At 69.8% G+C, this 13397-nt stretch carries 12 protein-coding genes and 1 pseudogene; 8 read left to right on the top strand and 5 right to left on the bottom strand.

What is annotated here, in order from left to right:
- Positions 1-398 precede the first annotated feature (398 nt).
- Positions 399-1403, bottom strand: a complete 1005-nt coding sequence (locus FPZ41_RS14470) for a zinc-binding dehydrogenase (RefSeq protein WP_152862673.1) — start codon at positions 1401-1403, stop codon at positions 399-401.
- Positions 1404-1540: 137 nt separating this feature from the next.
- Positions 1541-2470 carry an NmrA family NAD(P)-binding protein gene (locus FPZ41_RS14465; protein ID WP_152862671.1) on the bottom strand — a complete coding sequence of 310 codons (930 nt, stop codon included), beginning with the start codon at positions 2468-2470 and terminating at the stop codon, positions 1541-1543.
- A 245-nt stretch (positions 2471-2715) separates the two neighbouring features.
- On the opposite strand from FPZ41_RS14465, the gene FPZ41_RS14460 reads away from it, so the two are divergent.
- Together FPZ41_RS14460 and FPZ41_RS14455 are read left to right on the top strand one after the other, a co-directional pair.
- Positions 2716-3105, top strand: a complete 390-nt coding sequence (locus FPZ41_RS14460) for a RidA family protein (protein ID WP_152862721.1) — start codon at positions 2716-2718, stop codon at positions 3103-3105.
- A gap of 137 nt (positions 3106-3242) precedes the next feature.
- Positions 3243-4223: an alpha/beta fold hydrolase gene (locus tag FPZ41_RS14455; RefSeq protein ID WP_152862669.1), complete on the top strand. Its 981-nt coding sequence runs from the start codon at positions 3243-3245 to the stop codon at positions 4221-4223.
- Between the two features lie 60 nt (positions 4224-4283).
- Here the strand turns inward: FPZ41_RS14455 and FPZ41_RS14450 are convergent.
- Positions 4284-5370, bottom strand: a pseudogene (locus FPZ41_RS14450) (STM4014 family protein).
- Positions 5371-5788: 418 nt separating this feature from the next.
- Between FPZ41_RS14450 and FPZ41_RS14445 the strand changes: the two are divergent.
- Both FPZ41_RS14445 and FPZ41_RS14440 read left to right on the top strand, forming a co-directional pair.
- Positions 5789-6124, top strand: coding sequence for a hypothetical protein (locus tag FPZ41_RS14445; protein WP_152862667.1), 336 nt, complete (start codon positions 5789-5791; stop codon positions 6122-6124).
- Entirely contained in the window at positions 6121-7497 is a 1377-nt protein-coding gene (locus tag FPZ41_RS14440) for a lysozyme family protein (RefSeq protein WP_407698783.1), read from the top strand. The genes FPZ41_RS14445 and FPZ41_RS14440 overlap by 4 nt, the downstream gene beginning before the upstream one ends.
- A 117-nt stretch (positions 7498-7614) precedes the next feature.
- Here the strand turns inward: FPZ41_RS14440 and FPZ41_RS14435 are convergent, their stop codons facing one another.
- On the bottom strand, positions 7615-8073 hold the full coding sequence (locus FPZ41_RS14435; RefSeq protein WP_152862665.1) for a ribose-5-phosphate isomerase: 459 nt from the start codon (positions 8071-8073) through the stop codon (positions 7615-7617).
- 41 nt (positions 8074-8114) lie between these two features.
- Positions 8115-9851 (bottom strand): dihydroxyacetone kinase family protein, encoded by a 1737-nt coding sequence (locus FPZ41_RS14430; RefSeq protein ID WP_322620224.1) that lies wholly within the window; start codon positions 9849-9851, stop codon positions 8115-8117.
- Between the two features lie 88 nt (positions 9852-9939).
- On the opposite strand from FPZ41_RS14430, the gene FPZ41_RS14425 reads away from it, so the two are divergent.
- From FPZ41_RS14425 to FPZ41_RS14410, 4 genes are read left to right on the top strand one after another with little or no spacing between them, the layout of a single operon-like run.
- Positions 9940-10641 (top strand): GntR family transcriptional regulator, encoded by a 702-nt coding sequence (locus FPZ41_RS14425; protein WP_152862661.1) that lies wholly within the window; start codon positions 9940-9942, stop codon positions 10639-10641.
- Between the two features lie 33 nt (positions 10642-10674).
- Positions 10675-11493, top strand: coding sequence for a sugar phosphate isomerase/epimerase family protein (locus tag FPZ41_RS14420; protein ID WP_194236087.1), 819 nt, complete (start codon positions 10675-10677; stop codon positions 11491-11493).
- Positions 11490-12362, top strand: a complete 873-nt coding sequence (locus FPZ41_RS49880; protein WP_322620223.1) for an NAD(P)-dependent oxidoreductase — start codon at positions 11490-11492, stop codon at positions 12360-12362. The genes FPZ41_RS14420 and FPZ41_RS49880 overlap by 4 nt, the downstream gene beginning before the upstream one ends.
- Position 12363: 1 nt before the next feature.
- A complete protein-coding gene (locus FPZ41_RS14410) occupies positions 12364-13341 on the top strand; it encodes an aldo/keto reductase (protein WP_152862656.1) in 978 nt (325 codons plus the stop codon).
- Positions 13342-13397: the final 56 nt, after the last annotated feature.

The raw sequence follows: 13397 nt of genomic DNA, 5'->3' as shown, positions 1-13397 counted from the left end.
CCAGAAGTAACCCCGCCGTCCGCCCTGCCGGATGGGAACACAGGCACAAGCCCGGCGACACCCGGGCACGCCAATGGCCGTACTGCAGGCGGCCGTCGGGCTCCCGTCCATCGCGTCGACAGACCGGTATACGAACGTAGAAGTCGGGACGACAGGGGAACCCAACGTTCACTTACGGCACGCCGGGCCATATCGGGGCGAGGCGGCCACCGCCGGGGGAAGTGTCAGAGCGTCGCCGCTCGGAGTGCGTGCGCGAACTGCCGTGGTCCGCGCCATCGGCACGGTCCTCAACAGCGGCCGCCGCAACGCCCCGCCCAGGCAGGGCTCCGCGCATCCGGTGACCGGCTCCCCGCCCACGCAGTCGACGGTCGCGTCAAGCCCCGGCCTTCCGCCGGCTGTCAGGGGCGGACGAGAACGAGGCCGACCTTGCCGGGCCGTACCGCGTGCTCCACGGCGTCGGCCAGCTCGCCGAGACCGTAGGTGGCGGCCACCTCGAACTGGTCCTTGAGCGCCAGCGCGATCTGCTTCGCGGTGGCCACGTCGGATGCCCGCCTCTCGGCGGAGGCCTCGGACAGCCACCGGCCAATGCTCCTGCCCCGGAGCGTCAGCGACTTGTTCAGCAGCGTCGACGCGTGCAGCGAGATCGGCTCCTCGGCGATCAGCCCGTAACTGACCAGTTTCCCGCCCGGCGCCAACAGGTCGAGAAGGCTTTCCGCCAGCTTGCCGCCGATCGGGTCGAAGGCCACACTCACCGGTCGGCCGCCGGCTGCCTTGAGGACCTCGTCGGCCCAGCCCGGGTGTGCTGTCGACACGACCGGCACGTCGGGGAACCGCTTGCGCAGCTCGGCGGCACCACGGTCGCTGCGGACGACGTTGACGAGCGCCAGGTTGTGAAACTGGCACACGCCCGTCAGCAGCCGCCCGACCGAGGAGCCCGCGGCGGTCTGCACGAGAAGACCGTCATATCCGACGGCCATGTGCTCCTGCGCCTCACGGCGCAGCATCACCGCGGTGAGCGGGTTCGCCAGCATCTGCGCGGCGACCTCGTCCGACAACTCGTCCGGTACGGCGAAGACGGCTTCGGCGTCCGTCACGATCCACTGGGACCACGCTCCCGGCTGGGGGAAGACCGTTACGCGGCCACCGACCTCGACACCCGGCGCGACGCGCGCTCCCGGGCCGATCGCCTCGACCACGCCGGTGGCCTCCAGGCCGGCCGGAACCGGCTGTGCGGCCTTCCCCGGGTGGGCCTCGACGGCCTGGAGATCACCGGGATGCACCGTGAATGCCGTGGTGCGGACGAGGACCTGGCCTCGCTCGGGCCCCGCCGGCTCCGGCTCCTCGATGACGGTCAGGACGTCGGCGGGCAACCCGCCCCGGGTGTAGACGACACGACGGTTCATGATTCTCCTCGTGCGTGCTGGTCTGTGCGGGTCCTGGCAGGGGGACCCCAGGCGGCAGCCGACGTCCTGCAGCCCCGGTTGCTCTCAGCCGAGTGCACTGCGGAAACGAGGGTTTCGTACTGAGTTTCGACCCCGCTTCAGGAGCTGAACACGCTGGCGTTCTGACGGACGTAGTCGGCCACCCCGGTAGGAGGTCGACCGATGACCTGCTCGACCCCTTCCGCCTTGCGGTCGTAGCGATTCTCCGAATGAAGGCGAGCCATGGTGGAGATGTGCTGGAAGACGTGGTCCGGCAGCCCCAGCGGCCTGAGGTCGTCGTCGATCCATTCCTGCAGGGGGACGTCGGTGTAACTGACCGGTCGGCCGAGAGCTTCGGATACCTCCGACGCCATACCGGCGACGTCCTCCGAGCGCCGGCCGGTCAGCTCGTAGATCCTGCCGATGTGCGATGCGGGATCGGCCAGGATCTCCTCCACGACCGCGGCGACGTCCCCGGCCGCCACAGGGGAGGTTTTCGCCCGGGCGAAGGGCAGTCTGATGCTTCCGGACTTCGCGATCGAGGAGAAACCGACACGGAACAGCGGGTTCTCCATGAACACAGTGGGCCTGATCTGGACGGTGGGCAGACCTGACCAGCTGAGCACCTGCTCCACCAGCCACTGCTGCCGCTGCTGCACCGACTCGGAGGTGCTGGTGAGGTCCATCTCGGCGACAGTCAGCTGCGACATGTTCACGAACACTTCCAGGCGTCCGTACGCGCGTGCGACGGCCGCCGTCGTCAAGGCAGCCTCCAAATACTGCGCCGACACGCCCATACCGAAGTACATACGTCCACAACCGGCCAGAGCCTCGTCGACGTCGCCCGCGCGCGTCAGGTCCCCGACGACGACCTCGGCGCCCGTCGCACGCAGCGCATCCGCCCGCTCGTCATCGCGATGCACCATGGCCCGGACGGGCAGGCCCCGCCGCCGAAGGCCCTCGACCACGGATCGTCCGACGCCGCCAACGCTGCCCGCCGCGCCCGTCACCAGGATGGGCAGCACTCTGTCTTCCGATGTGCGGTCCATGGAAGCAGCCTGCGATGCGCACCGACGGGCCGCAACTGGAGCCCGACGAGCCGTCGGCGCCGCGACAACAGTCGCCTCTCGTGATACGGCCCGTCTGGCGGCGACCCTCCTGCGGAATCTGTGTTTCGTGAGCTCTGCAAATGACTCGATGCCTGAGACACCCTCGTGAAACGATCCCGGCGTGAATCCCGACCCCTACAAGCTCATTGAGGAGAACGCCCGTGTCAGATGAGTCGGACGGGACCATGCTCACCCACATTCCGCCTGACGGGGTCGCCCCGGGTAACGGCTACAGCCATGTGGTGGTGGGCGAAGGCCGGCTGGTCGTTGTCTCCGGACAGGTGGCACTGGACGAAAAGGGAAACGTGGTCGGGGAGGGCGACGCCGCTGCCCAGGCCCGTCAGGTCTTCGAGAACCTACGGCGCTGCCTCGCGGCAGGCGGCGCGACGTTCGCCGAGGTCGCCAAGCTCACCTTCTACGTCACCGACGTCGCCATACTGCCGGAGGTACGGGCCGTCCGCGACGCCCACATCGACACCGCGCGTCCGCCGGCGAGTACGGCCGTACAGGTGGCCGCGCTCTTCCGACCGGAACTCGTGCTGGAAGTGGAAGCCCTCGCCATCATTCCCTGGTGACTCGGCGCGGGCTTGCTGAATCGGCAAACGAACTCATCCTTTCGGCCGAGTCTTCCGCATGCTCGGCATTGAGCAGGCGGAACGGCGGCAGGGAGCCGTCCTGGCGCACAACGGACCAGCAGTTCTGGAGGAGTCGTATGTCGCAGCACGTCGCGGAGGTCACGCACCGGTTGGTTTCCTCGCCAGGAGGCCGGATTCATCTCGTGGAGCAGGGAACCGGGCCGCTGGTGCTGCTCGTACACGGCTTCCCGGAGTCCTGGTACTCCTGGCGCCGGCAGCTGCCGGTACTCGCGGCGGCTGGGTACCGCGCGGTCGCCGTCGACGTCCGGGGCTACGGCCGCTCCTCCAAACCGGCCGCGACGGATGCGTACCGGATGCTCGACCTGGTGGAGGACAACGTCTCGGTGGTGCATGCCCTGGGCGAGGAGTCGGCGGTCGTCATCGGCCACGACTGGGGCGCGAACATCGCCGCGAACTCCGCCCTGCTCCGGCCGGAGGTCTTCCGCGCAGTGGGACTGCTGAGCGTTCCCTACAGCCCGCGCGGCGGGCCCCGCCCCAGCGACATCTTCGCTCAGATGGGAGGGGACGAGGAGTTCTACGTCTCGTACTTTCAGGAGCCGGGCCGCGCCGAGGCCGAGATCGAACCCGATGTACGCGGCTGGCTCGCGGGCTTCTACGCGGCCCTGTCCGCCGACACCATGTCCGCACCTGGCGCTCCCGATCCGCACTTCGTCGGCAGGGCCGGAACGCTGCGTGACCGCTTCCCCCTCGGCCGGCTGCCCGCCTGGCTCAGCGAGAAGGACCTCGACGTCTACGCCGGGGAGTTCGAACGCACCGGCATGACCGGAGCGCTCAACCGCTACCGGAACATGGACCGCGACTGGGAGGATCTCGCCGACTTCGACGGTGCCCCCATCACCCAGCCGTCCCTGTTCATCGGGGGCAGTCTGGACGCTTCCACGACATGGCTGGCCGACGCGATCAAGGCGTACCCGGTCACGCTCCCGGGCCTGGTCTCCTCCCACGTCCTCGACGGCGGCGGCCACTGGATCCAGCAAGAACGCCCCGCCGAGGTCAACCGACTCCTGACCGAGTGGCTCGCCGCCCTGCCTGTCTGACGCCAGTAGAGGGTGACGAGCAGCAGGTCGTGGCTGCCGACTGCCTTGTTCCTGTCCGGTTCAGGCAGCGGATTCGTGCGGGTCCTCCCCGTGCGCGGCGTCGCGCGTCACGGCCGCGACCTGGGCGGCGTAGGTGTCCATTCCCTCGGCGCCACTGCCCTCCAGGCCGGTGGGCGCGGCAGCACATCGCCGAAGGCGTTGACCTCGCCGATCGCGAACTGCCGCCATCGGGTGACGGGCAGCAGGTCGACGCCGACGCACAGGGTCGCCGGGAAGCAGCCCGCCGCCCGCTCGGCGAGGCCGAGCACGTCGGCCCAGTCCACACCCGCGGCCTCAGTGGCGGCCCGGGCGGCGGCCAGGTCGCCGCGGAGGCCCCCGAGGTGGAGGTTCGTCATCGGGGAGCGGCTGGTGCGGACAACACATACGTGGCGCGGCCACCGATCACGACGACACGCAGGTCGGCCGCCCCCGCCCGGCCGGCCTGCGCCGCCTTGGGCAGCCGGCTCTCGATGTGCAGCCCGTCCGGGGCAAGGGCGTCCACGATCGTGGCGATGTCCGCCTCCTTGTCGTACCGGCGCACCCGCAGGGAGTTGAACAGCGCGCCGTCCGGTGTGAGTTCGACGGAGGTGGCCGCACGGAACCGGCCCGGGGCCACGGCCGAGATGGCCGGCACGCCGGGCGCCGACGAGCCGTGCGCGAGCTTCACGAACGCGCGCCGCAGCCCGGCGGTGCCGACCAGGGCCGCCCGTACGTCGTCCCAGCCGTCGACCGACGGGGCGTCGGGCCCCGAGGTCGGCGAGGACGGGACCGCTACCCCGGCCGCACTCAGCACGCCGTGGCACAGCCGCTTGTCGAACACCTCGGCCAGTTCGACCGGATCGTCCAGCAGGGCCGCGCGGGCCTCCCGCGCAGTCGTCGCGACCTCCCGGACGGCGCCGGTGAACCGGGCGTGCCAGCGGGCCATGCCCTCCACGCGCCTGGGGTCGCCGGGCCCCCGGAGCAGCCGCTCCACCTCCTCGTCCTCACCGGGTGAATCGATCCCCACGGTCTCGCCGGCCTCGATCCGCGCGCCGTGGCGCAGCATGTCACGCCAGGCCGGCAGCCGGGGCGCGGGCAGTCCGGCCGCCCGTACGGCGGCGACGAACATCTCCACCCGGCGGTTCCGCGGATTGCCGACCACCGCGAAGCGCGGCTCGCCCGGCCTGTGCGAAGACGGCTTATTCGAAGACCGCCTATTCGGAGACGGCGACAAAGCGTTCCTCCCGGTCGCGATCCGACTTCGAGGACAGGTCGACCTCGACCCCGCTGGGCTCCAGTGCCTCGCGGATCCGGTGCATGACGATGTCGACCCCAAGATCAAGACCGACCCAAACGAGCCCTACCAGGACAGAGCGCGGGGAACCCCTCATCCCGCTTGTGGGAGTCGTGAGGGACTGCGGCGCACGCCCTGCGAACCCGTCCTTGTGCTCCCCAACTGCTCTTATCCTGCGATGGCACTGAGGTTTCGGTGGCGTACATTCAACCGAGCCGTACCGCCATGGGGCAGTACAGGGGGAGCTGGAACCATGACGTTCGGCGGCTACAGAGCTGCGCCCGATTCGATTGACGGCAGCGCGCACATCCTGCTGGAGATCGCTGGTCTGCTGGAGCAGGGCCGTCTCGACGGGGATGCCGGCACGATGGCCCGGGCACCGCGTTCGCACCAGGACGTGTCGGAAGCGGTCCACGACTTCGCCGGGTTCGCTGCGGATCAAGGGACCGACTTGGCGGCGCTGCTGACCGCTCTTTCCACCCTGCTCAGGAGCACGGGCAACGCGTACACGTCCACGGAGGCGGCCACGGCGGCGGAACTCAGGAGTTTCGTGGACTCGTCCACCTACGCACCCGGGAAGCGGGGTTGAGCATGGTGGTGTACTACGCGGACGTGAAGTTCCTGGAGGACTGCGATCCGGTCCTCATCGAGCGCAACGCCCAGGAGTACCGGCGGATGCGCGATCTGCTCGACTCCATCGAGCCGTCCGTGCGCAAGGCGGAGCAGGTGCAGTGGGAGAGCGTGGCCCGGACATCGTACGAGGCCCGTCTGCGCGATGTGCGGGGCCTGGCCCGGGGTCTCTACGACGGCTACGACGCGGCGCAGTCGGCGCTGTTGAAGTACGCGGACGCGGTGGCGGACGCGAAGCCCCACCTGCGCGACGGCAAGGAGGCGCAGGAGCGGCTGAACGGAGTGCTGCGCGGTGAGGGCTTCGCGCTCACCCGCGCCCAGCAGTCAGCGGAGCCGATGCGGCGCTGGGAGGACATGCGGCAAACCACCGGTTTTCTCGACTGGATCAGTGAACTCGGCGTCGATCGTGACGCGATCAGGGAGGACGCCGAGCGCTATTACGCCCAGGCCGAGGCCGCCTTCGCCCAAGCCTTGAACACCGAGCGGTCTGCCCGTGAGGCCTGTGTGGCGGCGCTGAAGGCGGCGACGGCGCTCATCCCCGATTTCCGCACCACGCACAAGGACGCGGCGGCGCTGCTGTCCAAGGTGAAGGCACTGTCGGCGGAGCGTGCGGAAGCCGCGGACAACCCGCTCACCAGTCTTCCGGGCAGTCCTTGGGGCAAGGGCAGCACCTTGACGGGGCCGGATGCCACGGTCTCCGCCCTGCTCCAGGATCTGCGCACCCATGCCAAGGGCATGCCGGAGGTGAGGAGTTCGTGGCTCACGGACGCGATCGGCGACAAAAGGGAGTGGGTCCTGGAGAACCGGGCGGCGATCAACGAGACGGCCAAGGTGTACGGTCTGCCGCCGGACGTGGTCGCGGCGATCGCGATGCAGGAGGTAGGGGGCACGCCCTACGCCATCGACCGGCAGGTGGAAATGTCCCGCGTCGTGGCGGAGAACGTCCTCAGTCCTCTCGTTCCGGAGAACCTGCCCGGCCCCCTGGGCGGAGATCGGGACAACACCTCCTACGGGCCCATGGCGGTCCAGATCCGTCGCGCAGCCGAGACGCTCGGCTACGAGCCCGCCAACCTCACCACCGACCAGCGCGACGAGATCCGCGGAGCGCTCGAGGACCCCACCCAGAACCTGCTGATTGCCACCAAGTACATGGCGGATCTCAAGGCTCAGAGTTCGTTCGCCGACGTTCCCCCTGAGCAGATGACCGATGCCCAGAAAGCAGAGCTCGCGTCGCGCTACAACGGCGGGCCCTACTGGCAGATCCCTCAAGCCCGCGCCTACGCCGACGCGGTGGAGGGGCATCGGGAACGGGTACGGCAGGACTTCAGCTGATCGGCCCCGCCGGATGAGGGAGGGCACCCCGGAGGTCCCGGCTCACAGCCGGCGACTGAGAGCTCCGACAACCCCGGGGTGGTTCGCCACCCGGCCTTGGGGCAAGCCTCGACCGGGCTATGGGGCTTCGTAGTTGTGGATCTCGGCGACTTTCGCCATCGACGGGCTGGACTCGTCGAACCGGAGAGCGAGCCACTCCCGGGCCAGTTTCCGGGCGAGTTCGATACCGACCACGCGTTGTCCCATGCACAGGATCTGCGCGTTGTTGGAGAGCACCGACCGCTCGACGGAATAGCTGTCGTGGGCGGTGACCGCGCGCACGCCCTTCACCTTGTTCGCGGCGATGGCCACTCCGAGCCCCGTCCCGCAGACCAGGATCGCCCGTTCGGCCTCCCCGCTCGCGATCATCTCGGCGGCCCGGATGGCCACGGTCGGATAGTGGGTGTGCCCATCGGCGTCGACACCGACGTCCACGACCTCGGCCACGTCAGGGTTGTTCTGGAGATCGGCTTTGATGCGCTGCTTGTACTCGTATCCTGCGTCGTCCGAGCCGACGACGAGACGCCAGGCGGTCATGGTGCGAAGTCCGTTCGTTGAAGGGCTGGTCGGTACGGCGGTCAGCCGACGGTGGAGAACGACTGCTCGACGACCCGGGCGAGGGCCGCGAGGGAGACAGCTCCGGGATCGGGGGTGCCCAGGGATCGTTCGCCGTGGGTTCTGGCCCGGCCGCGGTGAGGAAGCAGGTCGGCGGTCGCCTGGGCGGCGGTCTCCGCGGCGGCGGCCGCCTGTGACCACGCGGCGGTCGGGTCCGTGCCGGCTCCCACGGCCGCGGCGAAGGTGTCCGCGAGGGGTACGAGCGCGTCGACCAGCGTCTTGTCGCCCACTGCGGCCTTGCCGTAGGAGGTGACGTCTTCGACTGCGCGGTTCAGTCCGCGGACGAGGTCCTCCCGGGTGGGCTCCCGGTCGTCGCCCAGTTCGCGTCCGACGGCACGCAGGATGACCGCCCAGATCGCGCCCGACGTGCCACCGGCCTTGTCCGACCAGGCGTCGGCAGCGGCGTGCAGCGTCGTCAGAGCGCCCGCGCCCCGCGCGGCCACCTCCGTCGCGGCGCGGGCCGCCGCGCGGGTGCCGCGCCGCATGCCGACGCCGTGGTCGCCGTCACCGGCCACCGCGTCGATGCGGCCGAGTTCCTCGGCCGCGGCGTCGATGGCGGCATGGGAGGCGTCGAGGGTCGTGACGATCCTGGCCGCGAGCCGACGGGAGGCTCGGCTCGACTCCGGCAGTGGCTCACTCCCGCTCTCGGCGTCCGGTGCGATCTGGGCGGGTAGCAGCAGGGAAGTGTCCACGCTCCCGGTCCGGAACGCCGGTGTGTCGGCCGGCGCGGACCACAGTCGCTCCAGTTCGCCGTCGAGCCACAGCAGGGTCAAGGAGACCCCCGCCATGTCGAAGCTGGTGCAGTACTCACCGACATGGGGGTCGGCCACGGTCACCCCGGCGGCATCGAGAAGTTCGGCGACGCGTCGGTAGACGACGTACAGCTCCTCGTACTTCACCGAACCGAGGCCGTTGAGCAGGGCGACCACCCGGGCACCGCGCGGTCCGTCCGGCAGCGGCACCTCTTCCGCGGAGAGCAGGCGCTCGACGAACAGCTCGGCGAGGCCGTCCGCGGTCGGCATGTCCACCTCGGCGATGCCCGGTTCTCCGTGAATTCCCAGACCGATGGCCATCCGTCCCTCGGGGACGGTGAACAGCGGCTCGGTGGCGCCCGGCAGCCTGCAACCGGAGAACGCCACACCCATCGACCGGGTGCGTGCGTTCGCCCGCCGGGCCAGGGCCTCCACCGTGTCCATGTCGTGTCCGGCCGCCGCGGCGGCCCCGGCGATCTTGAAGACGGTGAAGTCGCCCGCGATGCCGCGCCGTTGTTCCGCTCGGCCGGCCGGGGCGCTGAAGATGTCGTCGGTGACCCGCACCGTACGGCAGTCGATGCCGTCGGCTCGGACCGCGGCCTCCGCCTCCCCAAAATGCAGGACGTCGCCGGCGTAGTTCCCGTAGCACATCAGGACTCCCCGGCCCTGGTCGGCGGCCCGCGCCACCGACTCGACCTGGCGGGCGGACGGCGAGGAGAACGGATTCCCCACGGCGGCACCGTGTGCCAGACCGGGACCGACGAGCCCCGCGAAGGCCGGGTAGTGGCCCGATCCCCCGCCGACGACCACCGACACCGTCGGCCGCGGGTCCCGCGTCGAGCGCACCACACCACCTGGCACCTGCCGTACCCACCGGCCACTCGCTGCGGTGAAACCGGCGAGCATCTCGTCGGGAAAGTCGTCCGGCGCATTCCACAGACGCGTCACGTACCCCTCATCTCCGTCCGTTCCTCGGCGTTGATGTTTCGTCACCGTAACTGTTGACAAAAAAATGTCAACAGTTACGGTTCTCGCCATGACCAACGGTGTTCAGGCCACACTCGGCCGCGGCACACTGCGGGAGCGCTGTACCGCTTATGTGCGAGAACAGATCATTTCGGGCGTTCTGCGCCCCGGCGAACACATCGTGGAGGTGACGCTCAGCGGCGAGTTGGGGGTGAGCCGCGGAACCCTGCGGGAGTCTCTGCGCCCGCTGGAGGTCGAAGGCCTGATCATCAGCGACGGCCGTGGACACATGCACGTCCGGGAGCTCTCCCGGCAGGAGATCTGCGAGGTCTTCGAGGTCCGCGAGGCGCTGGAGGTGCTGGCCGCGACCAAGCTGGCGCAGCGTGCGGACCGTGCCGAGAGCGCCGCCGAACTGCGCGGGCTGCTTGAGCCGCTGAAGGGCCCGGGACTGTCGTTCGGCGCGCAGATCGAACTGGACCTGGCCTTTCACTCAAGGCTCTGCGAGCTGACGGGTAACGACACCCTCAGCGCCGTGTGGGGCCGTCTGATCGGCCAGATCGAGATGATCATCATTGCGGCCGGCCCTGCCCGGGCGACGGACCGGATGCGCTACGCGGACCACGTCGCGATCGTCGACGCGATCGAGACCGGAGATCCCGTACACGTGGCCACGGTCGTCTCGGCGCACATGGCTGACTTCTCCCGCCGCTACGAGGGCGACGCCCAGCCCACTCCGCCGGCACCGGAACAGCTTCCTTCCCCCCGCACCTGAGAGACCGGATGAGTCATGCCGACGTTGCCCCCCTTGTCCTGTTCCACCATCACCTTCCGCGACCGTGAACTGCCGCGGGCACTCGACACCATCGCCGGCCTCGGCTTCCATCAGGTCGACCTGGGCGCCCTGGCCGGACTGTGCGAGCATGTTCCGCCCACCGGCACCGCCGTCGAGCTGTCCGCCGTCGCGGCCCGGGTCCGGGCGGCGTCCCTGACCGTCACCGGCGTCAACGCCGATCCCGGGTCCTTCAACAGCGGTGCCGACCACACGGCGGTACGCGAGGCGATGTACCGGCTGCTCGACTTCTGTGCCGACGCGCGAAGTCAACGTCTGGTGCTCACCTGCGGCGAGCCGGAGGACTCCGGAGTACCGGCCGAGGAGCAGCTGAAACGGGTGGCTGCCGGGCTGGAGCCCGTGCTCGACCGGGCCCGCGAGGTGGCCGTGGAGCTGACCGTCGAGGCGCCCCACTACCTGCGGCTGGTCAACACGATGACGCGCACGGACGAACTGCTGGCCGCACTGGCGCCCGGCATCACCCAGGCCTGGGACGTCTCCCATGTCCGTGCCGCCGGCGAGGACCCCGCCGAGTTGCTCCCCCGGTTCGCCGACCGGGTGTCCACGATCCATCTGCGCGATGCCGTCCCCGGGGACATCAGACGGCCGATGGGCCTGGGCGACATCGACTTCGCCCGCGTCCTGACCGGGGCGGCAGCGGTCGGCTACCAGGGGCCGCTAGTCCTGGAGTTGGAGACACACAACAGCCCGTTCTCCTCGAAGGAAGAAGAAGTGGGATCCGCCCTGAACCACCTGGCAGCCGCACTCGCCCCGAAGAACGGGGAGGCCGCGTGAGGGTCGCGTTCGTCGGAGTCGGGGCCATGGGGATGCCGATGGCCAGGCTGGTGATGCGCCGGCATCCCGTGACGGTGTTCGACCCGGACTCCGCCCGCACAGCCGAGCTCGCCGCCGAGGGCGCCGGCGTAGCCGGCAGCGCCGCCGAAGCGGTCCGCGGCGCCGACACGGCCGTCGTGATGGTGGCCACGCCGGCCCAGCTGGAGCAGGCCCTGTTCGGTGCGGACGGCGTCCATGGCGGCCTCGCGGCGCATACCACCGTGGTACTGATGAGCTCGGTCGGTGTCGACTGCGTGGTCGACGCGGGCCTGCGTCTCGAAGCCCTCGGTGCCCGGGTGGTGGACGCGCCGGTCACCGGGGGAGCCGTCCGGGCCGTGACCGGCGAACTGACCGTGCTCGCGGGCGCAGCGCCAGAGGTACTCGACGAGGTCCGGCCGCTGTTGGAGCTCATGGCCGCGCGGATCGCCCACTGCGGTGACCGGGTCGGCGACGGGCAGGCGGTGAAACTCGTCAACCAGCTGCTGTGTTCCGTGCACCTGGCGGCGGCGGGCGAGGCCCTGCAGTTCGCGCGTGCGCTCGGCCTCGACCCGGAGCAGGTGCTCGCCACGATCGAGTCCGGTGCCGCCTCCTCGTTCATGCTGAGCGACCGCGGGCCGCGGATGCTCAAGGACGGCACCACGCCGGTCCGCAGCGCGATCGACATCTTCGTCAAGGACTCGTCCCTCGTCCTCGCCGCTGCCCGGGAAGCGGGTGCTGTGACTCCCTTGACCGAGCAGGCCGCCGAACTGTTCTCCCGCGCCAGCCACCAGGGGCTGGGCCGCGACGACGATTCCAGCGTCATCCGCATGTTCCAGAAGGAGCCGCACTGACATGAAGTACCTGAAGCTGGGTGCCAGCGGGCTCGAAGTCTCCGCCGTCACCCTCGGCTGCATGAGCTACGGCGACCCCGAGCGGGGCGCACACGGGTGGACCCTGCCCGAGGAGCAGAGCCGCGAGTTCATCAAGCGCGCCCTCGACCTCGGGATCAACACCTTCGACACGGCCAACATCTACTCCCTCGGCCACAGCGAGGAGATCCTCGGCCGCTGCATACGCGACTTCGCACGCCGTGAGGAGGTCGTCATCGCCACCAAGGTCCACGGTGTGATGCGTCCCGGCCCGAACGGTGGCGGGCTCTCCCGCCGGCACATCATGGAACAGATCGACGCCAGCCTTCGCCGTCTGCGGACCGACCATGTCGACCTCTACCAGATCCACCGGTGGGACGACACCGTCCCGATCGAGGAGACGATGGAGGCCCTGCACGATGTCGTCAAGGCGGGCAAGGCCCGCTACATCGGCGCTTCGTCGATGTACGCCTGGCAGTTCGCCAAGGCCCAGTACACCGCCCGGCTCGGCGGCTGGACGACCTTCGTCTCCATGCAGACCCAGTACAACCTGCTGACCCGGGAGGACGAGCGCGAACTGCACCCGTTCTGCCTGGACCAGGGCGTCGGGCTGCTTCCGTGGAGCCCGCTGGCCCGAGGAAAGCTCACCCGGGCCTGGGACGAGGCCGCCGAAAGGATCAAGACCGACCCCCTCGGCAAGACGTTGTACCAGCAGGCCGAGGCCGAGGACCGGAAGATCAGCGACCAGGTCGCGGCACTCGCCGAGGCCCGAGGCGTCACCCGGGCCCAGATCGCCCTGGCCTGGGTGATGCACCGCCCGGTCGTCACCTCACCGATCGTCGGCGCCACCAAGCCCCACCACCTCGACGACGCCGTGGCGGCCGTCGACCTCACCCTCGACGCCGAAGAGATGAGCTCGCTCGAAGCGCACTACGTCCCGCACCGAATGGAAGGCTTCTGAGCCTCGCCTGACCTCGCCACCCCTCGCCCTTCATCTCCCACCACCCCTCGCCCTTC

This window comes from Streptomyces acidicola (assembly GCF_009377235.1).
Taxonomy (GTDB): domain Bacteria; phylum Actinomycetota; class Actinomycetes; order Streptomycetales; family Streptomycetaceae; genus Streptomyces; species Streptomyces acidicola.
The sequence above is the reverse complement of the archived record's forward strand: the minus strand, read 5'-3'. Positions and strand labels throughout refer to the sequence as shown.